Here is a 24,470-nt window from a genome sequence, read left to right as displayed (position 1 = left end):
CCGCGGGGCGCCCGGCGCGGGCCGGCCCCCTGTCCGTCCTCCAAATCATGACGGCTGTCCGGTTTCCATGTCGACGCTCGCGAAAATACGTCATCCCGCCCCCGGAACGCCCGGCAACGACTCCGAGAGCGCGACGATCGCACCCATCGAGGACGACGAGGGCGCCCTCCTCATCGATCGGGCGCCACCCGGGCATCCCCGGACGAACCGGTGGATCGTACGCCTACGGCCGACCGTACGAGACCGGTGAACGGGGCCTCGGACTCAGTCGACAGCCCGGGCCCGCGCTCCCGCGAGGAGTCGTTCCGCACGGAACGGCGAGACCTCCAGTCTGGCCAGGACGCCCGGCGCGGCGATGCTCGGCAGGATCAGAGCGTAGAGGTTCGACACCTCCTGGGGCAGACCTCGACCCGGCAGGGACTCGGTGACGAGCTGAACGCCGGTCCAGGCGCCCACCAGCAGCCTCGCGGTCTCGGCCGGCACGACGTGCGGCAGCAGTTCCCCCCGCTCCTTCGCCTCGGTCAACAGCCCCTCGCCCAGCCTGATCCAGTCGGGCCAGCGCGTGCCGAAGAGGCGTCGGGCGTTCGGGTCCACGGCCAGCCGGATCGAGGCCCTGAGCATCGGCTCGGCGGGCATCCGGTGGGCGAGCAGCAGCCCCAGGTCCGCCCACTCCTGCAGCTTGAACTGCTGCTCGACCACGCCCTCGGTGGTGACGGCTTCGGCGAGCACGCCCTCCGCCAGAGATGCCTTCGAAGTGAAGTGGAAGTACACGCCGCCTCTTGTCACCGGCAGGCGATCGATGAGCGCGGCGATCGTGGTGGCCTCGTACCCGAGTTCGTTGAAAAGCTCCGCCGCGGCCTCCAGGATGACTTTGCGTGTATGCAGCGCCCGCTCCTGTATTGCCAACTCTTTACCCCCTTTGTGCGTTGTTGACCAGTGCTTGAACTCACACTGATGTGCGAAGAAAACCGGACCGTCGGCCGGTAGTTTACGACGCACCGCTTAAGCATCGACAAGGTCCGGGGGGCTTGTGTCCGACGTGAGCACTACTGCGAAGAACCAGGAAAGTTCCAGGGGTCACACATCGGGTGACCCGTCACGACTTGCCGCCTACACCCATCTTCATCACCAGGATTCCGTTCTGGTGACCAACTGGGGCCAGATCGGGCCCGACCTGTTCGCCGTGTCGGTCCGGTGGCCGCCCCTTTCCTGCTCCCTCCCTTACGACCCGCGACTGGTCGCCCAGACCGTCCGGCAGTGCGGCCTGACCTTGGCGCACGCCGAGTACGGCGTGCCCCTCTCGCACCAGACGCTGCTCAACTCACTGGAGTTCGCGCTGTCCCCCGAACTCCGGGCGTCGCCGGCGCGGACCACACCGCTGCGGGTCCTGGTGGACGTGACCAGAGCCGGCAGGGCACTGCACATGCGATTCCGCATCCTCCACGGCGAGGTGACCGTCGCGCGGGCGGAGGCGGAGTTCGGATGGGTCTCCCCCGCCGTCTACCGAAGGCTGCGCGGCGAACACGCCACCGTGGACTGGGGTGTCTGGCCCCTTCCCGCCCCGGTGGCCCCGTCCCTCCTCGGGCGGCGCTCGGAGACCGAGGTCGCCATCGCGGCGACCGAGCGGCCCCGTCGCTGGCAGCTCCGCAACGATGTGCGGGACCTGCACCTGTTCGACCACCCGGTCGACCACGTACCGGGACTGGCTCTGCTGGAGGCCGCCGACCAGGTGGCGCGGGCCGTGCTCGGGCCGGACCCCGTGATGCCCTCACGGGTGTCCGTCTCCTACCTGCACTACGTCGAGTTCGACGAACCCTGCTGGCTGGAAGCCACGTTGCGGTCCGCGCCGGGCTCCCGCTCCACCGTGCGCGTCAGCGGCGTCCAGGGCGGCGTCACCAAGTTCCACGCCGACATTCTGCACCCGGAACGGAACGGCGGCGCCGACCGCGGACGCCCGGCCGGCCGGCCGGCGCCGCATGACGGACTCACTGGTTGACGAAGCCTCCGTCCACCGGCAGCACCGTTCCGGTGAGGAAGGGGCACCGGTCGCTCAGCAGCCACGCGGCAGCGGCGGCGACCTCTTCCGGTTCGGCCGTACGCCCCTGGGGAGTCATGGAGTTGACCAGCTCCTCCAGGCCGGGGTTGCGGCCGAACCAGTCCGCGGTGATCTCGCTGCGCGTGGTCCCCGGGGCGACGGCGTTCACCCGTATCCCCTGCTTGGCGTACTCGTCCGCCGCAGCGCGGGTGAGGCCCACGACCGCGTGCTTCGAAGCGATGTAGGGGGCGGCGGTCGGGATCGCGACGAGGCCGCCCACACTGCTGTTGTTGACGATGGTCCCGCCACCGCCCGGCAGCATCGCGGCTATCTCGGCGCGCAGGCAGTTGAAGACGCCACGCACGTTCACGTCCATGATGCTGTCGTAGACGTCGTCCGTCATCAGGTGGAGGGGCGTTCGGTCGCCGCCGATTCCCGCGTTGTTGAACGCCGCGTCGAGCCGGCCGAACTCCGACAGAGCGAGATCGACCGCAGCGGCGGCCCCTTCGCCCGTCGTGACGTCGCTCACGACGTACGCGGCTTCGGCTCCCTTGCCCCTGAGTTCGTGGACCAGCGCGGCGAGCCGGTCCTCCCTGCGAGCGGTCAGCACCACCGAGGCGCCCTCCGCCGCGAAGACGCGGGCGGCGGCTGCCCCTATCCCGCTGCTCGCACCCGTGATGAGCGTGACTTTGCCGATAAGAAGATCATTACTCATGGCTGGATTCTGACAGATGGTCCGCGGCCTGCGGCAGAGCCGGAGAAGCCCGGGAACAGGCACGCCGGGACACGTTTTCCGCGGGCCCGTAAGGGCGCTACCAGGCCCACGCCTCCGGCCCCGGCCCGCCCTTCCCCACCGGGGGGAACAGGGCGTCGAGACGCTTGAGGACGTCGTCCGACAACCGCAGGTCCATCGCCCGCACCGCGCTGTCCAGTTGCTCGACCGAACGGGGGCCGACCACGGGGGCCGTGACCCCGGGGCGGGACATGACCCACGCCAGACCGACCTCCGCGGGCTCGGCGTCGATCTCCGCGCAGAGCTTCTCGTACGCCGCGATCGCGTCCCGGTGAAGCTCCATCGCCTCGGCCGCCCGCCCCTGGCCGCTCTTCATCGCCCGGTCCTCGGACAGCTTCCGCAGAACACCGCTGAGCAGTCCGCCGTGCAGCGGCGACCACGGCAGCACCGCCACGCCGTACCGCACGCAGGCCGGAATGACTTCCAGCTCGATATGGCGCGTGACGAGGTTGTAGACGCTCTGCTCCGAGACGAGACCGAGGAAGTTCCGGCGCTCGGCGCTCTCCTGAGCCTCCGCGATGTGCCATCCGGCGAAGTTCGATGAGCCGACGTAGCGCACCTTTCCCTGCTGGGTGAGCGTTTCCATCGCCTGCCACACCTCGGGCCACGGGGCATGCCGGTCTATGTGGTGCATCTGGTAGAGGTCGATCCAGTCCGTCCCCAGGCGTCGCAGCGACGCCTCGCAGGACGCGATGATGTGCCGCGCCGAAAGACCCGACTCGTTGGGCCACTCGCTCATCGGATTGCCGACCTTGGTCGCGAGAACCGTCTTCTCGCGCCGGCCACCACCCTGGGCGAACCACGATCCGAGGAATTCCTCCGAGAAGCCCTTGTACTTCTGCCATCCGTACTGGTTGGCCGTGTCGACGAAATTGATTCCGTAATCGACGGCGGTATCCAGAATGGCGTAGCTTTCGGGCTCGTCTGCCCGGACACCGAGATTCAGCGTGCCCAGGCAGATCCCACTGATCTGAAGAGCGGTTCGGCCGAGGTGGGTGTAGCGCATGGTCGCCTCTCGCACGATGATCGGGCAGCGTCGCCCGCCCCGGGCACGGACTCCCGGGGCGGCACGGAATGCGCAGCGTACGGGCGGTCATGCGCCTCGCAGTAAGCGCGCGGTAATTCGCCGCGGCCCCACCGCACCGCACCGCGGGCTCCTCGGTGACGGCGGGTCGAACAATCCCACGGCGGTGGGAATCGACCGCCGGACGCAGACTGGGCAGTGACCGGGAGGTGGGATGTCCGCGGATACGGTGCATCGGCGGCCGGAAACACCACGGGCGCCGAAGAAATCCGATCTGTATTCCACTGAGTCTGCTGGAGGATTCGGTATGCGGGCGACAACGACCGAGGAAGCAGCTGTGGGTGGGGACATGGAACCGTCAGATCTGCGGGCAGCGATGGCGCGGTTCGCGACGGGCGTCATCGTGATGAGCGTCGGCGGTGAGAGTGTTCACGGGATGACGGCGAACGCTTTCAGTTCGGTCTCTCTCGTACCGCCGTCCATTCTCTGCTGCGTGGCGCACAGCGCGGTCATGCATGAGGCGATCACCAAGGAACGCCGTTTCGGGATCTCGGTTCTCAGCGCCGAACAGGAGGAACTGGCGCGCTATTTCGCGGACAAGAAGAGGCCCTTGGGTCCGACCCAGTACGACGGTGTCGCCTGGAAGCCCGGGCCCCTCACCGGAGCCCCACTGCTGACCGGCGCACTCGCCTGGCTCGAGTGCGAACTGTCCGACTCCCACACATCGGGCGACCACTCGATATTCATCGGCGATGTGCTGGGAGCACGCGTCGGTCCGAAGGACTCCGGTCTGCTGTTCTTCGACGGCGCCTTCCAGCGGCTCCGCTCCGCGTCGCCGGCCTCGGCCAGGACGTGAGGCGGACCTCGTCATGCGCACCGGAGGTGGAACGGAAAGAGACCGTGACCTCGCGGTCCTGGCCGGGGAGTGGTTCGTCGAGACGCTCAACGAGGGGTTGGCACGCTCGGCGGCAGCCGCCAGGCGACGGAGCGAGGCCTCACCCGGAACTCCTTTCGCCCGTGCGGTGCTCGCGGCGGTCGACGAATCGCTCACCGCAGTCCTGGACCCCGCCGAGCTCCATGATCCTGAGGCGCGCTCCACGCTGCTGCGCCACGCGGGGGACATGCTGCGGAAGGCTCTCGCCGACGGCCGGACGGGGCGCCCCGCCCCGGCCGTCGTTCTCCCGGCGCTGCCCCGGCCGCAGGCTGTCGCTCTGAACGGCCTGGTCGTGGCGAGTGCCGCCCGCGTGATGCTCCGCGACGACGCGCCGAGTCCCGGCATCGAGCCCGCCCGGCTGATGAAGGCTCTGGGGCTGGGAACCCGCAGCCTGCTGCGGCGGGCCCACGACGGATGGGTGACGCCGGCGCCCTGAGACGTACGCCGGGCCGCCCGTCAGCCGCACATCTGCGGGAGGGCGCTTCCGGCGGCGGACAGCAGGAACGAGACCAACTGTTCGTTCGTGAACGCTTCCGAGCGGTCCAGGGTGACCGTGGTGGCATGGCTCTTGCCGCCGGCCCACGTCGGCCTGCGCCGCAGCAGGCTGGGGTCGGCGGCGGCCACGACGACCAGAGCGCCGTCCGCCGACTCGGCCAGTTCCTCGACAGCCCGCAGGACCGCGTCGTCCGCCTGGTGGACGTCGTCGAGGCAGAGGACGAGCGGGGACCGACGCGCGGCCTCGCGGAAGAAGTCGCACCAGGCTTCCAGCACGGGCCCGGTCTCGTGCCTCACCGCGGACGGGTCGAACAACCGCGCCAGCTGCGCGGTCATCCGGCTGGCCGTCGGCGGTGAAGGGGCCAGGGACCGTACGGCGCGGTCGACGGCCGCCCGCGCCTCGGCGACGTCGGCTCCGGGCCGGACACCGCAGTAGTCGGCGAGGAGCTGGGCCTGGGCCAGCAGCGGGTGTTCGCCGGACGAGGCGTGGGTGCGGCCGTTCAGGCATCGGGCCGGCTCGGACCGGGTGGTGATCCGGTGCCGGAGGTCCCGGAGCAGACGGGTCTTGCCGGAGCCGCGTTCCCCGAGCAGCGTGACCAGATGGGGTGCCGAACAGCGCTGGGTCCGTCGCACCAGCTCCTGCAGGAAGTCGAGTTCATAGCTCCGGGCGGAGGCGTCGGCCTCCGGCTTGCCGAGCTGCTCGTCGACTATCCCGATCACCTGCCATCCGGCGCCCGTCGGCGTCTCCGTCGGCACGGAGACGAAGACGTCCTCGGTTCCCCGCCGTACGGCGTCACTGACCCGGACCTCGCCCGCGTCCGTGTCGGACAGCAGGCTCTGCGACGCGTCCAGCACGGCGCCGACGATCGTGGGCGCGTCCCCGGGACGGCGCTGCCGCAGCAGCACCTCACCCATGTCGACGGCCGCGCACATGCTCAGCCCTCCCCCGTCGGCGCCGGCCCCGTCGAACACATCGAGGACGTCCCGTACGGCCAGGGCCGCGCGGACCGCCTGCACCACGTCGTCCTCCCCGGGGGCGTTCAGGCCGAAGAGAGCCAGCGTGGTGGACCCGATGGACGCGGTCACCGAGCCCCCGAACCGCTCGATCTGCTGCCTGACCACGGATGCGGCGCCGTCGAGGAGGTCGTCCAGGTCCTCCCGGCCGCTCGCGCCGAGCGGGACGGCCAGCCTCGTCCGCACCGACAGGACGCCGACCCGGAGCCGCTCGGTGCCGACCGGACGCGGCGGCTCCTGCGGCGCGCCACCGGACGGCGCCGCGTCCGGGATCGTCCGGCAGCGCTCCGACGGGGCGGCCGGGGCCGCGAGCGAGGGCCCGCCGTGGGCGGCGCCGCCGCCGATGGCCGGGGCCGGCTCGCGGCGTCCGGACGGTGCCTGGCCCCGGGCGTCGAAGGAGACGGTGGCAGCGGCGCGCGCACCGGCAGGCTCCAGGGACAGCGCGCTGTCCTGCGTGAGGATCGCCTGCTGCAACTTCTGCAGCCCGCGGCCGGGCTCCAGCCCGAGGTCCTCGATGAGGACGGAGCGGACCCGGCCGTAGAGACTGAGCGCGTCGGCCTGACGTCCGCACCGGTACAGCGCGAGCATGAGCTGGGCGCAGGACCGCTCGCGCAGCGGTTCCGCCTGCACCATCCGTTCCAGGTCGGCCAGGACCGCGTGATGACGTCCGCAGGCGAGCTGTGCGTCGACGTAGTCCTCCGTGGCGTCGAGCCGCGACTTCTCCAACGCGGCGAGCTCGGGCCATTCCATGCCCGCCTCCACCAGGTCGGCGAGGACCGGCCCCCTCCACAGGCCGAGCGCTTCGTGCAGCAGACGGGACGCCGCCTCGGGGTCGCTGTGCAGCTGCTGTCGGCCCTCCGCGACCAACTGCTGGAAGAGGTACAGATCCACCTGCCGCGGATCGACGCGCAGCATGTAACCGGGGGGCTGTGTCAGCAGCTTGACGCTCCGTGCGTCGGCGGAGCCGCCCGAGAGGACGCCGCGCAGTCCGTAGATGGCGTTCTGAAGGATCTTGCGAGCGGTCACCGGGGCGTCGTCCACCTCCCAGAGGGAGTTCAGCAGCTGGCTGGTGGCGACCACCCTGTTCGCCTGCAACAGCAGCGAGCCGAGTGTGGCGCGCTGCTTGGTGCCGCCCAGCGCCACCGATCCCCCGCCCCCGACTACCTCCACCGGACCCAGAATGCGGAATTGCATAGCTCCCCCAGCTGTGTGTCAGAACCACGGGCCGGTGGTCCGCGGGACGGCCGCGAGGCGGCCCGGGGCACCGGCCAGGAACAGGTGTCATGCTCCCCGGCCACGCTTCAAGCCCTCACAAAGGAGGCACAAAGCCGGGTGGGGACCGCGTTCCACCGGCACGCGGCTCCGCGTGTCCGCCGGCGGCAACGCGGCCGGTCAGCCGCCGCCCCGTGCCGAGGAGGCAGGTCCGACCGCGGTCCCGACGAGCGGTCCCAGACCGTCCAGGATCGCCTCCACCACCTCGGGAAGGCGTTCGTCGAGGTAGAAGTGGCCTCCGGCGAAGACGTGCGTCGTCGTGCCGGCCGTGGTGCGGTCCCTCCAGCCGACGGTGCTCTCCACGGAGATGAGCGGGTCCCGGTCACCGATCAGGACCGAGATGGGCACGTCCAGAGGCGGGCCGGCCTTCCAGGAGTAGGAGTCGATCGCCCGGTAGTCGGCGCGCAGCGCGGGCATGACCATCTCGCGCAGGTCAGGGTCCTCCAACAGACGCGGAACAGTCCCGCCCAACCGGCGCACGACCTGAAGAATGTCGGCGTCCGTGCGGAGCCGCTCCAGGGCCTCGGGCCGCGTGTCGGGCGCGCCTCTGCCCGACAGGAAGAGGTGGGAGGGACCGGGCCGCCCCCGCTCGATGAGCCGCCGGGCCGTCTCGTAGGCGAGAACGGCTCCCATGCTGTGCCCGAAGAACGCCAGGGGGACGTCGTCCGCGGCGGCGATGACCTCGGCCAGGCGCTCGGCGAGCCGGTGGATGTCGGTGAACGGCTCCTGCCGGAGCCGGTCCTGTCGCCCCGGATACTGCACGGCGACCACGTCGACGTCCGGCGCCAGGCCGTTGGAGAGGGGAAGGTAGGTACTGGCCGCCCCGCCCGCGTGCGGGAAGCAGACCAAGCGCACCGCCCCCTCACCGGCAGGAGGCCGCCCGCCCGGGGGGACGAACCTTCGCAACCACTCGCTGTCCACTGCGTCTCCTCGCCTGGAGCCCGCCCACTGCGGCCTGCCAGGGACCATGCTGGGCGTCGCCCTACAAAGAGCGCTCAAACGGCTCACAAGTCCCGACGCAGGATCGGCCGGGTGAGACGGCCGGCTTCGCCGAGCCAGACGGGGCCGGCACGACAGCCCTCACCGCAGACGACATCAAGTGATGGGCCGACAAGGCGCTTACCAGGGCGCCGGCCGGTGCGTTCCATTCCCAGGCGCGCGGCAAGCACCCGCGCGGCTGACGGCGACGCCACAATCGCGATCACGTCAAGACCCGCTACCTCGGTGAACACGCCATGGCCATGCTCAACTCTCCTGGCTGCTGCGGAAACTCCGTAATGAGCGTCATCTTGACGTCAAGATATTGCCCGTAACGCCCACACCGCACATAGTGCGCGCACACAAAACTGCAGGTCACGCACCCTTTGCCACAGGCTCAAGGGTCGCGACGCACCCAACATGCTGCGTCATTGAGATGGCGTCATACGGTAGGGAAGCCGATAGGGCGGCTGCGCGATCTGCTGCGGGTCGCGGCGGCCCAGTGCATGGCGGTGATCCTCACCAGCGACCACGGCCACGTCGCCCATGGCTGCGTACACCATGTCCTTGAGCTGCTTGGCCCGTGCCGTGTAGACCAAGAGGGATCGGGTGCAGGCAAGCGCCGGGGCGTCTCGTAGCCCCCGACCTCACCCGCACCTCTGCTGCAGCCCCGACCGTCGCCCTCACGACCGGGAACCTCCGGCCTCCAGGCGAGGTGGAGCTGGACTACGTAGGGTCGCTCGACAACGCGTCCAAGCTGATCGCCGCCTTGCACCGAGGAGAGAAGCGGCTGGTGTCCTGCGAGTCCAGACGACAGGTGGAGGAGCTGGGAGCCGCCCTGCGGGCGCGCGAAGTGACGGTGTTCCTCTCGCACGCCTCGCTCTCGGCCGACGAAAGAGCCAGGTCGGAACAGGCCCTCGCAGAGGCACGAGACTGTGTCATCGTCTCCACCTCCACACTGGAACTGCATCGACGTGAGCGACCTGGATCGCGTCATCCAGATCGACTCGCCCCGCACCGTGGCATCGTTCCTCCAGCGCATCGGCCGTACCGACAGGCGCTCGGGGACCACCCGCAACTGTCTGTTCCTCGCCACCGGCAAGGACACCCTGCTGCGAGCCGCCGTTCTCCTGCTGCTCTGGGGCCGCGGCTGGGTCGAACCGGTAACACCGCCTCCAGAACCTCGCGATCTCGTGGCGCAACAGCTGCTCGCTGCCACGCTCCAGCAGCACCGCATCGGTGACCGGCACATGGCAAGAAGTGTGGAACGGGCTGGCCCCGTTCGACCGCTCAGCGGCTCCCATCCTGCGACACCTGGTGAACGAAGGATTCCTCGACGAGGACGCCGGCATGCTCTTCATCGGCCCCGAGGCGGAGCGACGCCTCGGCCGGCGTCACTTCATCGAATTGACCGCTTCCTTCCCCGCTCCCCCGGGGTTCACGGTTCTGTCCGGTCGTACCGAGATCGGGCAGACGGCCCCTTCCGTCCGGATGGAAGAGCGGCCGGGCCCGCGCCTGTTGCTGCTCGGCGGACGCAGCTGGCAAGTGACGTTCATCGACTGGGGGCGCAAGCGGGCCTTCGTCGAGCCGGCCGACGGTGGTGGCGTCGCCAAATGGACGGGCGGTTCCCTCGCCGGTCGCTCGTAAGCCTTGACCCGCTCGATGCGCGACGTACTTCTCGGAGCAGACCCCTTGGTTTCTCTGACCCGTCGGGCCGAGGCGTGCCTGACCGAGTGGCGTGAGGAAGATGCTCCACAGATCACGGATGCTGACGGCTCCCTGATCACCCGCCGGGGAACGGATGTGCGTTGGTGGACGTGGGCCGGCTACCGGGCGAACGCGACACTGGCCACCACCCTTCCGTCGATCAGTGACCCCGTTCAACGACCGACGGACTGCTACGTGCGGCTGAGGGAAGACCTGACACCCGACATGTGGCGAGTGCGGATGCCGACGGCGGAAACGCGCTGGTGTTGCCCGATGTCGATCACCGAGCCGTACACGGCCTGAAGTTCTCAGCAGCGCTCCCCCAGCGTCTCGCGGTGGCCACCGTTGCCGCGCGACTGGCCGACTTCGACGGCGCGCGAGCGGCCTCGCACGACACGGTACGGTTCCACACCGCGTCCACCCGTTGAAACGTGAGGCCAGGCTCTTGATCCGCTGCCTGCTCTAGAATGGCCGCGACAGACTCAGCGGCCCGACAGGCTTCCACTCCGCATTCGCGGAACCAGGACATGCCCCCACCCGCACGAGCTACTTCGTGCTGCCTGGGGGCATTCTCTTGCTGTTCCGTGAGTCTGCGGCGTCACTGGCCACCCGCACCCACGTCGAGGGCCGATTGGCGCGGCTCCTGGCGGAGAACTTCCTGCACCAGCACCGTCACCGTCCCCAGCCGGCGGAGGTTCGGGCTTGGGAGCGCAGCATCCCGGCACTCACCAACGTGCTCGTGGAAGCCGGGCTCGGCGAAGTGGAAATGCTGCTGGAGTACGGGCTGCCGCTGACCAGCAAGCGCGCTGACGTGATACTGGCCGGCGTGCATCCAGCCACCGGTGAGGCGTCGTACGTGGTGGTCGAACTGAAGCAGTGGAGCGAAGCCCACCCCGAGCCGGAGGATCCGCTGCTCTGCCATATCGACGCCTACGACCATCCGATCCTCAATCCGATCGAGCAGGTGCGCGGCTACTGTGACTACCTGGTCTCGTTCAACGGGGCTCTGGAAAACAGTCCGAAGTCGGTCGTCGGCGTGGCATACCTGCACAACGCGACGGAGGCCAAAGTGGCGGGCCTCCGCCATGTCGCAGAAGACGATCGCGGCCGGATGTTCACCGGTGATCAGCGCGGCGCCTTCCTGAGCTACCTGCGTTCGCGCCTGGCCGCGAAACCCGGTGCGGATGCGGCCGATGCCTTGCTGCAGGCCAAGGTCAGGCCGTCGAGGCAGCTGATGGCCGTTGCCGCCGCAGAGGTGCGCGACCGGGAACAGTTCGTCCTGCTCGATGAACAGCGGCTCGCCTACGAGACGGTCATGGCCGCAGTGCGGCGGGCGCGACAAGCGGATCACAAACGGGTCGTCGTGGTGACCGGGGGGCCGGGCTCCGGCAAGAGTGTGATCGCCCTGTCTCTCCTCGGAGACCTCTACCGGCGCGGGGTGCCCGCCCTGCACGCCACCGGCTCGCAGTCGTTCACCAAGACGATGCGCAAGATCGCCGGCACCCGGAAGCCCGAAGTGCAGCGGCTTTTCCGCTATTTCAACAGCTTCATGGAGGCTGGGCCCAACGATCTCGACGTCCTTGTCTGCGACGAGGCGCACCGCTTGCGCAAGACCTCCGCCAACCGCTACACGAAGGCGACGCTCCGTACGGGCCGACCGCAGGTGGCGGAGCTGATGGCAGCGGCTCGGGTTCCGGTCTTCCTGCTGGACCAGCACCAAGTGGTCCGACCGGGCGAGATGGGGACGGAGGAGCAGATTCGGGAAGCAGCCGCCGCATTGGGGCTCGCATGCACCGTGGTGGAACTGGACAGTCAGTTCCGATGTGGTGGCAGCGACGCGTACATGCAGTGGGTCGTCGACCTTCTGGGGCTCGAAGGTCAAGATCCCACCGTGTGGGAGCCGGACGACAAGGTGCGTTTGATGACCGTCGACACCCCGCAGGAACTCGAAGACTTCCTGGCCGCTCAACGGGCGCAGGGCTATAGCGCCCGCATGTCCGCGGGCTACTGCTGGAAGTGGACGACGAAGATCACTTCCAGTATGAACGCGCTGCCCACCGACGTGGTCATCGGTGACTGGGCGAGGCCGTGGAACCTCTACGGTGACCGAGCCCTGCTCGGCGCACCGCCGGCGCCACTGTGGGCCACCACCCCCGAGGGGTTCGGGCAGGTCGGATGTGTGTACACCGCGCAGGGCTTCGAGTACGACTGGTCGGGTGTCATCATGGGCCCGGACCTCGTCTGGCGGACCGACCACTGGGTGGTGGACCGCACAGCGTCGAAGGATCCATCGTTCACGAAGGCGACATCGGACGACGACGTGGATCGCCTCGTGCGCAATACGTACAAGGTGCTTCTCACCCGGGGCATGATCGGGACGGTCGTCTATTCGACGGATCCCGAGACCCGCGAGAAGCTCCGCACGCTGATCCCTCCGACACCTTGAGCACCAACCGCCTTCGAGGCGCCGCGAAAATCAGGGCGCTCTCGACCACTGGAACACTGCGAAAACCACGACGCGCGGGCGAGGCCGCGAGATAGCATGATCGCGCTGCGCACCTTCCCGGAGGGTACGAGGCAAGGGTCGGTACGCATGCCCCAATGACCCGTGAGCGACGAATGGTTGTGCCCGTCGTGTGGCGACACACGACGCGAGCGTGGATGCCCGCAGGGCGTCCCCCTGCCATTCCGATCTCACTGCATTGGAGCGGCCATGACCTCGGTCGAGTACAAGCCTGCGCGTCGTGAACGGATCCGCGAGATCCTGATCGAGATCGCCGTCGGAGTCGTCACCAATCTTGTGGTGACGGCCTTGCTGTCGATTGCGGGTCTGCTCTTCTAGAGCAGGCGGGTGGCGGGCCCGGTGAGCCCGCCACTCACACCGAACGCGAAAGCGCGTTCAGAACAGCGTCAGATCGGGCCCCTGCGACTTGCGCCCCTTCCGATTCCTCTTGCCACGTCTTCCCCTGCTGGGCCGGGGCAGGTGCGGCTTACGCGCCTCGGCAGGCAGATTCTCCCGCGTAGGACGCAACGCGTGGATCTCGACCGGCCCGACGAGTTCCTTGAGGTAGGTCCGGGTCTCCTCGTCTGTGGAATAGAGCACGGTTGCCCGGCTGGCCCGGGTCATCAGCACGTGATAAGCGTGGCGGACGAGTCTGGCGAATTCCTCGTCGTCGACACTGCCCGCCTTCACCTTCGGGTCGAACGAGCCGGGGCAAGCCACCCGCTTGGCGTCGGACTCCTCGTCCTTGCGCTCCTTGCCCCGACGAAACACCCATTGGCCGTCTCGGCGCACCATGTCCTCGCCCATGATGACGCCGCACCAGTCCCATTCGAGGCCCTGCGCCGTATAGACACAACCGATCTGGCCGAGGCCGTTCTCGTGCACGGACCATATCTTGGACGGGGGCACGTCGTCAGCGCAGAAGGTGTCGCTGTCCGCGTTCCACGGCCGGTGCCAGTTGCCGATGCGCACATCGGCCTCCAGCCGCCTCTCCTTGCCGAGTGGCTTGGTCCAAGGCCAGCAATAGCCGGCGACCATGCGCGCAGACGCACCGGCCAGCGCTTCGGCACGGATGATCCGTTCGAGTTCCTCAGGGGTGTCCGCCACTTCGACGTGCATCAGGCCGTCCGGGCGCCAGCACTCGGCCTCCTCGTCCGTCACACCGAGCACGGCGCGCACCCAACGGGGGTAGGCGTCGCTGCCGCCACAGCGGAACTGCTCGCGAAGCCCGACCTCAACAAGGCGGGCATCGTGGCGGGCAGCAGCCTCCTTGATCAGCTGTACGGTACCGACCTCGTTCGGCCTCACCGACTGCCCTTCATCCATGAAGAAGACCGTCAGTCGCGACGCGGCGAGGAGCTCGTCCACCTGTGGCCCCGTGCCCCAGTCCTCGGGCTTCCAGAATCGATTCGTCGAGCGGTCGCGTAGTCGGTGTGCCTCATCGCAGATCAACACGTCCAGGGGTGGCTCCGGTGGTCTGACGAAATTGCTGAAGTACGTGAACGACTCCCTGAACTCCCGGTCTCCGTATCCGACGTGCTCTTGAAGCGCGCCGTTGAACGCCCTACTGCCGCTTGCGTAGTTGACCGTGCGGCCTTGTGCCTCCAGCTCCGCTTTGATCTGCAGTCCGATCGCGCTCTTTCCCGTTCCGGCGCCACCGGTCACCAGGAAGATCACCCGTTGCTCGTCCGGGACCAAGGTGGGACGCTCGGGATCCGGTAGAACCTTGGCGGCCGATTCCAGGACCTGGTCGGCGACTGCCTTCTGGCGCCCACGGAGGGTGAAAACGGTGTCGGCCCCGCGGGACCAGATCATCGCGTCGAGCAGCGGGGTGTTGCGCAACCCCATGTTCTGCAGCATCCTCTCGGCCTCTGAGGCCGCGCCTTCAACGGCGAAGTTCCGCTGGAGGTCGGACAGCAATTGTGCGCGCCGGTCTCTCGTGTACACGCGGGCGTAGGCACCTGTCGGCGCGTCCACGTCGGTCAAGGGCCGAACCGAATCATCCGCGGCGTTGTGCAGGTAGGCGAAACCTCCGCATTCGAAGTCCGAGCGCCGGAAGGGGCCCCTGTCACTCGTGAACGCCTCGTAATACGAGCGCAATTGCAGTGCAGGGTGCTGCTTCACCTCGTCCATGGCCGGCACGTAGAGCAGGTCTGCCGTGGCCTGCTCCACCCTGGTCACCGTCGACCAGCGCTTCAGCTCGACCAACTGGACCGACGGCACGTTGCGTTCCGGGTGTCGGCCCACCAGAACGACGTCGATGAGGCGTGGGTTCTCGGACCGGTTCACCTCGTCGAGCGTGGCGGCACATTCGACGATCATCTCCACGTTGCCGCGCTCCGCCGCGACCAGGTCGTTCGCCAGGCTCACCAGGCTTTCCGCCCACGCGGAACGTTCCGACAATGAGGCGTCCGCGCCCCTGAAGTGGCGCCATCGGGCAGCAAGGTGCGGAACCATTCTGCGACGCGAATTCAGAGTGAGCAGATCCTCCGCCGACAGTTTCAGCAGGAGCATGGACACGAGGTGGTTCCCCCAGGGCACGAGTGACTCGTGCGGGTGGGGGCATGTCCTGTTCAGGAAGCCCGTCGGGCCGCAATCGGTTGGAGTAATCCTAGTAAGGCCCGACCTGCCGAAGAACGGCACCTCGGCTGTCGGCGAGAACTGCGTCGATCATAGCTGGATCAAGCAGTACGGGTCATGGACCCTAGATCTTGAGCCGATAACTGTCAACTCATTCTCGGGGCGCGACTGCGCGGACCGAAAACTCCCGGGCGACCGCCGCCAGCTGCCCACCGCTGTTCCCGGCGGGCTCCGTCGCCCCTGTCGCGGGCAGTCCGAAGTCCGCCCACCAGTCCGACGGCGGCATGTTCTCGGGCCACGGGCCGCAAGTCCTGAAGCCGGCGAGCAACGCCTTAATGGACAGGACCTCGAAGTCCAGCAGCCGCTCGTCGAGAATGGCTGTGGTCAGTGACGCTGAGAAATCGCTACTGGGGCGACACCCGGCAATGAGTGAGTGTCATCAGCCAAAAATCAGGCTTGGCATTCGCGATGTCATAGGGCCGGCGGCTTGCGGGTCGGCGACCAAGCCGTTGGCCCGGCCGCGTCCGTGGACGCGGCCGGGCCAACGTGACGGGGCTTCAGAACGTGCGTCAATTGAGCGTCAGCAGCCCGAGGAAAGCCCTGATGCCGCTAGCTAGGACCGCGACGTCCCGTACTGAAACCGCAGGTCAGGTTGATTCAGCAGGACCGACGCGCCCTCACGCGTTGCTGGCCCGGAAACAGGTCGAGCAGCTCACGAAGACCAGGAAACCCCAGGTCAGGCGTCCTTCTTCACCGGCTCCAGAATCGCCACGCACTCCACATGATGCGTCATCGCGAAACATGTGGACACGAAAGCATGTGGAAATACGTGCAGCTCAACAGCGCGCGACACACAAATCCGGCATACGGGTCACGTCGTTACGGGCATAGTGTGCGCTACGTGCGCGCGGCGACGGAAACGGAGGGAGCCGACGGGGCCGGGGCGGGCTCGCGGACCTGTTCGCCGCCCCGCGCCATGGAGGAGGCGCCTCCACCGTCTGACCCTGCGCGCACCACCGAGCTACAAGCGACTCATCCGCCTCACCACGTAGGACACGGTCTAAGCACCTGGCCGTTTCTGCGAGGCTCTACTCGGCGTCTGAGTGCGCTCCCCTACCGGTGTCGGCACGGTCGAGGGCACCTTCCACGAGGGCCGCTGCGGCGCGAGGAAGAAGGACATGGTCACCATCAGATACAGAGACCACACCACGACCTGGAGAACGGTCGGGTCCGGCTGGAAGTTGAAGACGCCCTTGAGGAGCGTGCCGAACCAACTGTCGGGCGGAATGGTGGCGCTGACGTCGAACGCCTTGTCGGCCAGCCCGCCCAGGAAGCGTGCCTCCTGCAGGTCGTGGACTCCGTAGGCGAGTACACCCGCGGCGACGATCACGAGCATGCCGCCGGTCCAGGTGAAGAACTTTGCCAGGTTGATCTTGAGAGCGCCCCGGTAGAACAGGTAGCCGAGCACGATGGCCGTCGCGATGCCCAGCAGCACGCCGATGAGCGGTGCCGAAGTGCCTTCGCCGCTGGCGCGGACCGAGGCCCAGACGAACAGGGCGGTTTCCAGGCCCTCTCGCCCCACGGCGAGCAGGGCTGTCGCGACCAGGGCCCCCGCTCCCATCTGCAGCGCGGCGTCCAGCTTCCCGTGGAGGTCCGCCTTGAGGTGACGGGCGGTGCGCCGCATCCAGAAGACCATCCAGGTGACCAGGCCCACCGCGATGATCGACAGGGATCCGCCGAGCAACTCCTGAGCCTCGAAGGTCAGTTCCTGGGAGCCGAACTCCAGTACCGCGCCGAAGGCGAGCGAGATCGCGCACGCGACGCCGATGCCGGCCCATACCGGCTTCAGCGCGTCCCGACGCTTGGTCTTGACCAGGTAGGCGACGAGGATGCAGACGACGAGACTCGCCTCCAGCCCTTCGCGCAGGCCGATCAGATAGTTGCCGAACATGCCGGTCCCTCCGCTGTGTTCATGAGGAGAACAGCCCTCGGCCCCACCAGTCGTCCTCGTCCAGGACGCCCGGGGGTATCGCGAAGACGGCCGAACCCACGTGCTGGATGTACTCGTTGAGCGCGTCGTTGCGCGCCAGGTTCCGCTGTACGGGGATGAACGCGTCCCGTACATCGCGCTGGTAGGCGAGGAAGAACAGGCCGGCGTCCAGACGTCCGAGGCCGTCGGTCCCGTCGGTGAAGGAGTAGCCGCGGCGCAGCATCCTCGCTCCCCCGTTGGAGTCCGGGTGTGCGAGGCGCACATGCGCGGTGGGCAGCATGGCCTTGAGGAACGGGGTGTCGTGTTCACGCGTCTTGCCCGCGGGTGCGCCTTCGCCCTTGTTCCTGCCGATGACGTCCTCCTGTTCCTGCAAGGAGGTGCGGTCCCAGGTCTCGATGTGCATCCGGATCCGGCGTGCCACGAGATAGGACCCCTTGGCCATCCAGTCGGGGCCGTCGGCCGGGGGTACCCAGACATGGCGCTCCAGCATCGCCCGGTCGGTGCCGGAGACGTTGCTGGTTCCGTCCTTGAATCCGAAGAGGTTGCGCGGTGTCTGTGCGTCGGGTGTGGTCGAGGAGGTCTTGCCGAAGCCGAGTTGCGACCAGCGGACCGCGACCCTGCCGAAGCCGATGCGGGCGAGGTTGCGGATGGCGTGCACCGCGACCTGGGGGTCGTCGGCGCATGCCTGGACGCACAGGTCTCCTGCGCTGCGTGCGGCGTCGAGGTTGTCGCCGGGGAACTTGGGCAGCTCGACCAGTGCTCCGGGTCTGCGGCGCTCCAGGCCGAAGCGGCCCGCGGCGAACAGGGAGGGGCCGAAGCCCACGGTCAGGGTGAGGCGGGACGGCTTGAGGCCCAGGGCTTCGCCCGTGTCGTCCGGGGGCGCTTCGGGCAGGCCCTCGAAAGCTCCGTCGCCGACCGCGTGCCCTTGGGTCATCCGGGTGGCCGCGGCCGTCCAGTCCTTGAGGAGCTGGACGAGTGCGGCCCGGTCCCGGGTCGTGACGTCGAAGGCCGCGAAGTGGAGCCGGTCGGGAACGGCCGTGGCGATGCCCGCCTGGTGCTCGCCGTGGAACGGCACCGCGGCACCGGCCTCTTCGGCCGGCTCCGCGCCTCCGGCGAGCGTCATCGCGGTTCCGCCCGCGGCTCCCGCGCCCAGCACGAGCCCGGCGCCGCCCCAGCCGATCACCGACCGCCGGGAGGGGCGCCCCGCCCTCGAAGGGGCCGCGGTATCGGCCGGACCGTGGGACGTGTCCGTCATGACCGTTGCTCCGCTCTCGCCGGCCGGTTACTTCGCCACAGCGGCGGCGAGCTTCGACAGCGGCTCCGCGAGCGCGTTGACGCCGTCGGACAGCTCCTTGCGCTCCGCCTTGCCCACCTTGTCGTACGAGGTGAAGACGTAACTGTTCTTGTCCGCGCGGTACTTGTCCAGCAGCGTGTTCAGCTCGGCGAACCGGGTGTCCAGTTCCTCGGTGAGCGCCGCGTCGTTCTTCGAGGCGACCGGCTTCAGCAGCTCGTAGGACTTCTGCGCGCCCTCCACGTTCGCCTTGAAGTCGACCAGGTCGGTGTGGCTGTAGCGCTCCTCCTCGCCGGTGACCTTGCCGGTGGCGACCTCGTCGAGGAGTTCCTTGGCGCCGTTGGCCATCGACGTCGGGGTTATCTCCGCCGTGCCGACCTTCTTCTGCCAGACGGTCAGGTCCTTGATGAGCAGGTCGGCGAGTTCCTTGTCGCGCGCGGTGATCTTCTTGTCCTGCCACAGGGACCGCTCCAGGCGGTGCCAGCCGGTCCAGTCCTTCTCCAGGTCCTGGCCCTCCTCCAGCCCGTCCTCGCGGAGGTCGACCTTCGGGTCGATGTCGCCGAACGATTCCGCGACGGGCTCGGTGCGCTCCCAGCCGATGCGCGATTCCGCGTAAGCCTTCTTCGCGGCCTCGACGTCTCCGGCCTTGACCGCGTCGGCGAACACCTGGGCCTTGGGGAGGGTCTCCTCCGCCTGGTCGAGCGTGTACTGCCGGTAGGCCGCGACCGCGGCGTCCAGCTCGGGGTCGCGCTTGACGGCCTTGCCACCGGTCGCCTCGACCTTCTGCCGGATTCCGTCACCCTTCATGCCGGGCTTGCAGGCGATCTCGTACGGACCGGGCTTGATCTCTGCCGTGATGTTCGCCTTCGTACCGGGACCGATGTTCTCGCGCTCGGTGACTATGCGGTCGTCGGGGTAGAGCACATAGACCTCGGTGACCTTCGAGCCCTTGTTCTCGACGGCGAGCTGGAGATGGCCGGAGGGGAACGTCCTCTTCGAGACCTCGCAGGAGGTGTCGGTGGCGGTGACCTTCACCGCGCCGTCGCCGCCGGCGTCGGCTTTCTCGGCGCACCCCGTCACAGCGGTCAGGGCAGTCACGGCCGCCACGGTGGCGACGGCGGAGAAGCGGACGGGGCGCATGCGGGCTCCGGAGAATGGTGGGTAGGGGCTCTGACCTCGGACGAGGCGAGCTCAATTTAGCCGACCCTTACTTGACGGAGAGCCCTGCCGCCGGAGCCGTCACTCGGGCGGACAGACACGCGGTCCGGGCGCCCCGGGTGTCTCTCGCCCTCATCGCGAGACGGAGTGCGTCGCCTTCCCGGTGGGCTCCGGACACGTCTTCACTTCCGCCATCCGCCCCGCCCGGGCCCGACCCGATGAGCCCGAAAACGCGCTCGGACCTGGCCGATGACCGAAACGCGCCCGCCTCCCCGACGGACGCGACACACGTGTGGTCGCACTGCCGGTGACCCGGTTCCCCATCGCCGCGCCCACGGCCTTCCAACCCCGTCAACAGGCCATTGATCCCGTTTGCGTATCGGAAGCCGAGCAAGAGTTGGCCATGAGGTTAGGTAAACCTTAGACACCCGTGACTCACGCTTGGTAAAGGTTTTGCCATACGATGTTCGGCTTCCGGCGTATCCGCGCCCCTGGCGGCTGTTGCGCTCTCGTGCCGCTCGCATCGGTCCGTGGTTCCCTCGCCCGAAGGCACCGAGGGGTCCGGCGCGGCCCGCGTTCGCCCGCAGGATGTACGCGGCGATCCGCAACCCGCTCGTTCACGAGGCCGATGACGAGCCGGAGGAGAACAAGGCGCTGGAGCAGCTGATCGACCTACGGGCTGCGGACGTTGGCTGACGCACACTTCGTTCTTCTGCGCGATCAGCAGTCGCCGGGTGCTCTGGAGTGGAGACCAGCAGCAGAACGTTCTCGGCAACGGAGCGAGTCTGCGTGAAGGGAACCTGAATAACGCGGACCTGGGCAGTGTGGACCTGAGCGGAACGGACCTGCCCGACGTGAAGGGCCTGACCATCTGGCGGCCTCTCCGGGGAATCGTGGTGCCTGATCACGGCACCGCCCTGCGAAGCTCACCGGCAGTGAGGGCGAGCGGCCGGAGACCTCATGTGCGCAGTAGTTGGCCCGCAGGGCAGACCGTGGGTCAACCACGCAGCGCCGCCCCGCCTCAGTCCATGTCGGGCAGACGGTCCGACTCCAGGGCGTGGATGGCGTGCGATGCGTTGAACGGCACGATCGTGACCACGACGTACGGCAATTGCTACAGCATCCTCGACATCTTCTCGCCGGGGGCGGGCGCAATGGGGTGGGACAAGGCCCGCAAGCCACGTAAGCCCCGAGGCGAGCAAGGATTCCCGCGCATCCTCAACATGGGGAATGTGTCGGTGGAAACGAAGAAGAACGCCGTACTCAGCTGCATCATGCACGGTGCTGGTGCAGAAGTAGGGCCCCTTCACGCTCAACGAGCGGGACCTCCTCGATCTGCCCTGGCAGGAGCGGCACGAAGCGCTCAGTGACCTCAGGTTCCACGCCTCCGCCCGGATGCCGACGGAAGCCCCCATCGACGTGCGGAAAGCTGCGGTCCGTACCGCCGCCAAGCGCTGGGCCGACTCGTACTCCTCGCCGGGCAGACTGTCGGCAGTTCCCTCCGGCCCCCCGAGTGATCAGGAGATCCGTAGTACCTGTCCCGTTCCGTATCCGGTGCTGCCGGTGCGGCAAGAACATCCCGCTCACCCGGGACATCTACAAGCTGAACGCGGAATGGCAGCGCCGCTTCCCCGACATGGTCGGAACCCTCGCCTGCCACGACTGTGCCCTGCGCACGGACTGGACCTGCACCCGCAACGGCTCCTACGTCGACGGGCACATACAGCCAGGCCCTGATCCGCCCAGCAAACTCCACGCCGACAAGGGCTACGACTACGTTCATCTGCGGCGATGGTTACGCGAGCGGGGCATCACTCACCGCATCGCCCGGAAGGGGTCGAGTCCTGGCAACGGCTGGGCCGCCACTGCTGGACCCGTGGAACGCACCATGGCCTGGCTCGCCGGCTGCCGCCGCCTCCACCGACGCTACGGACGCACAGCCGACCACTTCCTCGCCTTCACGAGCATCGCCTGCACCTTCATCTGCTACCGCAGACTCACTCGGCCACTCCTCGCGCGGTAGCGGCCTGGTTTCGGGCACGCTCCACGACTCCGTGGATCAGGACCGCGAAGACGGTTGCGAAGGCGATGGTGGCCAGCTCCGTCGTGAGGTACTGGGCAGCGGCGTCCTGTGTCACCTTTCCGCCCACGACGTGGAGCAGGACGGCGGCCAGGATGCCGACAGCACCGAAGAACGCCGCTACCCACCGAGCGAAGAGAGGGGCTGCGACAAGGGGGGCCGCGGTAAAGAACGGGGTGCCGGTGATCTCCTGCGGTGTGACCGCCTGCCAGGCGATCCCGAGAACCACAAGGAGGGGCGGAAGCGCGCGGGCCAGGATGCGGGTCCTGTCAGCGCTGCTGTGGCCCGTGTATCCGTTGGAGATGTCCCGCATCGATTTGTGGCTACCAATCCCTTGAGGACCCTTTTCCATCAACAGAATGACGGCGACGTGATGAGGTGGCGACCGGAGGCGCGATTTCTCCTGCTCGTCGAGGACTACGATCTCTCCCCGCAGTACGAAGGTCCGGTCGCGCACTGATCCCTCTTTGCCACCCGGCCGGGCGGGGCACCGGGGGACGGGCATGGATGCGAGCGGGCAGCCGTCAGGATGGAACGGGACCCGCGCACATCGGTCTCATTCCAGGTCCGGCAGCCGGTGCGCCTCCAGAGCCTGGATGGCGTGCGATGCGTTGAACGGGAGAATCGTGACCGCGACGTGCGGCAGTTGCTCCAGGGTCCGTGCCATCTTCTCGCCGGTGCCCCGGTGGAGGAGTTTGCCCAGGGCGTTGGCGTACAGCCGACGGGGCACGAGCACCGTCAAAGACGTCTTCCCGTCCTGCGTGGTCCGCATGGCCAGTTCCCGCATCGCATGACGTAGTCGGCGGTCCGGGCAGGCCACCAGTTCCAACTCCGCCGAGGTCGCGGACGTCGACGCCCAGAGGACTGACAGCCGGCGTGCGTGTGCCTCGTCGATGGCGAAGTGCACGGCCCGGACGGCGTCGGGCCGCAGTTCGTGGGCGTACCGCAGGGCTTTCAACGTGGCCAGGTCCAGCGTCTCGACCAGGACGAACACCTGGTGGCGACGTGTGCGCGGCCGGTCCGCGCCCGCGGGCAGCCGCTCCAGCGCGGCGGCCTCACGCCGGTACTCGCGGTTGATCCGGATCAATACCCAGACCCCGAGCGGAAAGACGATGACGACGAGCCAGGCGCCTTCGGTGAACTTCGTGACGGCGAAGATCAGCACCACGGCGGCGGAGACCACCGCCGCGAGTGCGTTGACCGTGATCTTCAGTCGGCGCCGTGGTTCACGCCTGCGCAGGTGGTAGGCGGTGAGGCCAGCTCCGGCCATGGTGAAGGCGGTGAACACGCCGATCGCGTACAGGGCAACGAGCCTGTCCACGCTGGCGCCCGTGACGAGAAGGATGGCGAGTGAGAGAGAGGAGAGGGTGATGATGCCGTTGGAGAAGGCCAGCCGGTGCCCGCGCCGGGTGAGCACACGTGGCAGGAACCGGTCCTGTGCGACGAAGCTGGCCAGGTACGGGAAGCCGGTGAAGGGGGTGTTGGCACCGGTGTAGAGGACCAGGGCGGTCGCCAGCTGCACGAAGACCAGCCCGATCGTCCCCACCGTCCCGTTCCCGAAGGCGAGCCGCGCTTCCTGTGCGATGACAGTTGGCGTCCCGTCGGTGTACGGGACGGCGTGGGTGAAATGAGCGAGGGCAGAGACGCCCAGAACCAGGACGGCGAGCACGCAGCTCATGGTGATGAGGGTGCGCCGGGCGTTGCGGCCCTGCGGTTCACGGAAGGCGGAGATGCCGTTCGAGATCGCTTCGAGCCCGGTGAGCGATGAGCCGCCGTTGGCGAAGGAACGCAGCACGATGAAGAGCGAAGCACCGTAGAGCCACCCGTCGCTCGGGGCTCCGAGTGGTACCGCCCCTGGAGCGGTCAGGTCGGCGTGCGGCAGCTCGCCTGTCAGTGCGCGTACCGCCGCGGCGAGGAAGACCAGGCCCATCGCGGCGATGAAGAGGTAGGCGGGCAGCGCGAACATGCGGCCGGCCTCGCGGACTCCGCGCAGATTCCCGTACGCGAGCAGCACGATCACCAGCACGGAGAACGGGAGCTGGAGATGGTCCAGCCCTGTCCAGCCGTTGCCGACCAGATGGGCGAGGGAGACCAGCGCGTTCGTGCCGGCCGACACCTGGACGGCGACGGTGACGACGTAGTCGACCAGCAGCGCCACGGCGGCGACCTGCGCGACGTTCGGCCCGAAGTTCTCCCGGGCGACCACGTAGGAGCCGCCGGCCCGGGTGTAGATCGTGACGACATCGCTGTAGGAGATCGTCAGAAGCAGCAGGACCAGCAGGATCGCACCGGTCACCGGCAGGACCAGGGTGAAGGCGGCTGCTCCGACGACCGGCACGAGGACCCGGAGCATCTGCTCGGATCCGTAGGCCGACGAACTGATGCAGTCGGACGCGAGCACACCGAGCGCCGTCCGATTGCCCAGCTTCTCCTCACCGGCACGTTCGGTCGTGAGCGGCTTTCCGAGGAGCCGCCGCTTGACGCGGTACGTCAGCCGATCAAAGGTCATGTGGCCATCGAAACGGGCAGGTGCTCCACGACGGTGCAGGCACAACCAGCAGCCGCTCACCCATACCCTCCAGGCCCCTTCACTCAGCAGGCACTGCCGGGAGGACG

17 protein-coding genes and 2 pseudogenes are annotated in these 24,470 nt (G+C 68.2%); 7 read left to right on the top strand and 12 right to left on the bottom strand.

The window, feature by feature from the left end:
• Positions 1-264: 264 nt before the first annotated feature.
• Positions 265-906: a ScbR family autoregulator-binding transcription factor gene (locus tag OG245_RS29465; RefSeq protein WP_371626389.1), complete on the bottom strand. Its 642-nt coding sequence runs from the start codon at positions 904-906 to the stop codon at positions 265-267.
• Positions 907-1,030: 124 nt separating this feature from the next.
• Between OG245_RS29465 and OG245_RS29460 the strand changes: the two genes are divergently transcribed.
• Positions 1,031-1,996: a ScbA/BarX family gamma-butyrolactone biosynthesis protein gene (locus OG245_RS29460; RefSeq protein WP_371626388.1), complete on the top strand. Its 966-nt coding sequence runs from the start codon at positions 1,031-1,033 to the stop codon at positions 1,994-1,996.
• Here the strand turns inward: OG245_RS29460 and OG245_RS29455 are convergent.
• Complete coding sequence (locus OG245_RS29455; RefSeq protein ID WP_371626387.1) at positions 1,986-2,750, bottom strand: SDR family NAD(P)-dependent oxidoreductase; 765 nt, start codon at positions 2,748-2,750, stop codon at positions 1,986-1,988. The two genes, OG245_RS29460 and OG245_RS29455, sit on opposite strands and share 11 nt — an antisense overlap.
• Before the next feature lie 97 nt (positions 2,751-2,847).
• A complete protein-coding gene (locus OG245_RS29450) occupies positions 2,848-3,834 on the bottom strand; it encodes an aldo/keto reductase (RefSeq protein ID WP_371626386.1) in 987 nt (328 codons plus the stop codon).
• Positions 3,835-4,066: 232 nt separating this feature from the next.
• On the opposite strand from OG245_RS29450, the gene OG245_RS29445 reads away from it, so the two are divergent.
• Both OG245_RS29445 and OG245_RS29440 read left to right on the top strand, forming a co-directional pair.
• The gene (locus tag OG245_RS29445; RefSeq protein ID WP_371626385.1) at positions 4,067-4,708 is read left to right on the top strand and encodes a flavin reductase family protein; all 642 of its coding nucleotides are present in this window, start codon (positions 4,067-4,069) and stop codon (positions 4,706-4,708) included.
• Between the two features lie 13 nt (positions 4,709-4,721).
• A complete protein-coding gene (locus OG245_RS29440; protein WP_371626384.1) occupies positions 4,722-5,222 on the top strand; it encodes a hypothetical protein in 501 nt (166 codons plus the stop codon).
• Positions 5,223-5,242: 20 nt separating this feature from the next.
• Here the strand turns inward: OG245_RS29440 and OG245_RS29435 are convergent, their stop codons facing one another.
• The 3 genes from OG245_RS29435 to OG245_RS29425 form a co-directional block, all read right to left on the bottom strand.
• A complete protein-coding gene (locus OG245_RS29435) occupies positions 5,243-7,465 on the bottom strand; it encodes a BTAD domain-containing putative transcriptional regulator (RefSeq protein WP_371626383.1) in 2,223 nt (740 codons plus the stop codon).
• Between the two features lie 222 nt (positions 7,466-7,687).
• Positions 7,688-8,422: a thioesterase II family protein gene (locus OG245_RS29430; RefSeq protein ID WP_371626382.1), complete on the bottom strand. Its 735-nt coding sequence runs from the start codon at positions 8,420-8,422 to the stop codon at positions 7,688-7,690.
• A 551-nt stretch (positions 8,423-8,973) separates the two neighbouring features.
• On the bottom strand, positions 8,974-9,144 hold the full coding sequence (locus OG245_RS29425) for a hypothetical protein (RefSeq protein ID WP_371628104.1): 171 nt from the start codon (positions 9,142-9,144) through the stop codon (positions 8,974-8,976).
• 26 nt (positions 9,145-9,170) lie between these two features.
• Here OG245_RS29425 and OG245_RS29420 point away from each other — a divergent pair.
• From OG245_RS29420 to OG245_RS29410, 3 genes and pseudogenes are all read left to right on the top strand, one after another.
• Positions 9,171-10,680, top strand: a pseudogene (locus OG245_RS29420) (helicase-related protein); the annotation flags it as partial.
• Positions 10,681-10,826: 146 nt separating this feature from the next.
• A complete protein-coding gene (locus OG245_RS29415; protein WP_371626381.1) occupies positions 10,827-12,698 on the top strand; it encodes a DNA/RNA helicase domain-containing protein in 1,872 nt (623 codons plus the stop codon).
• 267 nt (positions 12,699-12,965) lie between these two features.
• Positions 12,966-13,094 (top strand): DUF6408 family protein, encoded by a 129-nt coding sequence (locus tag OG245_RS29410; RefSeq protein WP_222517947.1) that lies wholly within the window; start codon positions 12,966-12,968, stop codon positions 13,092-13,094.
• Between the two features lie 57 nt (positions 13,095-13,151).
• Here OG245_RS29410 and OG245_RS29405 read toward each other — a convergent pair whose 3' ends face one another.
• The 4 genes from OG245_RS29405 to efeO all read right to left on the bottom strand — a co-directional run bounded on the left by OG245_RS29405 (position 13,152) and on the right by efeO (position 19,756).
• On the bottom strand, positions 13,152-15,269 hold the full coding sequence (locus tag OG245_RS29405; protein WP_371628023.1) for a DUF2075 domain-containing protein: 2,118 nt from the start codon (positions 15,267-15,269) through the stop codon (positions 13,152-13,154).
• A 1,126-nt stretch (positions 15,270-16,395) separates the two neighbouring features.
• Positions 16,396-17,286: an iron uptake transporter permease EfeU gene (efeU, locus tag OG245_RS29400; RefSeq protein ID WP_371626380.1), complete on the bottom strand. Its 891-nt coding sequence runs from the start codon at positions 17,284-17,286 to the stop codon at positions 16,396-16,398.
• 19 nt (positions 17,287-17,305) lie between these two features.
• Positions 17,306-18,580 carry an iron uptake transporter deferrochelatase/peroxidase subunit gene (gene efeB / locus OG245_RS29395; protein ID WP_371626379.1) on the bottom strand — a complete coding sequence of 425 codons (1,275 nt, stop codon included), beginning with the start codon at positions 18,578-18,580 and terminating at the stop codon, positions 17,306-17,308.
• 27 nt (positions 18,581-18,607) lie between these two features.
• Positions 18,608-19,756 carry an iron uptake system protein EfeO gene (gene efeO, locus OG245_RS29390; protein WP_371626378.1) on the bottom strand — a complete coding sequence of 383 codons (1,149 nt, stop codon included), beginning with the start codon at positions 19,754-19,756 and terminating at the stop codon, positions 18,608-18,610.
• 1,759 nt (positions 19,757-21,515) lie between these two features.
• Between efeO and OG245_RS29385 the strand changes: the two are divergent.
• Positions 21,516-21,797 (top strand): annotated as a pseudogene (locus tag OG245_RS29385) (transposase); the annotation flags it as partial.
• On the opposite strand, the gene OG245_RS29380 reads toward OG245_RS29385, so the two are convergent.
• Both OG245_RS29380 and OG245_RS29375 read right to left on the bottom strand, forming a co-directional pair.
• The gene (locus OG245_RS29380; RefSeq protein WP_371626377.1) at positions 21,772-22,311 is read right to left on the bottom strand and encodes a hypothetical protein; all 540 of its coding nucleotides are present in this window, start codon (positions 22,309-22,311) and stop codon (positions 21,772-21,774) included. The pseudogene OG245_RS29385 and the gene OG245_RS29380 sit on opposite strands and share 26 nt — an antisense overlap.
• Positions 22,312-22,410: 99 nt before the next feature.
• A complete protein-coding gene (locus tag OG245_RS29375; RefSeq protein ID WP_371626376.1) occupies positions 22,411-24,363 on the bottom strand; it encodes an APC family permease in 1,953 nt (650 codons plus the stop codon).
• Positions 24,364-24,470 lie beyond the last annotated feature (107 nt).

This window comes from Streptomyces sp. NBC_01116 (assembly GCF_041435495.1).
Classification (GTDB): Bacteria; Actinomycetota; Actinomycetes; order Streptomycetales; family Streptomycetaceae; genus Streptomyces.
Note: the sequence above shows the minus strand (reverse complement) of the source record. Positions and strands in the feature narration are given on the sequence as shown.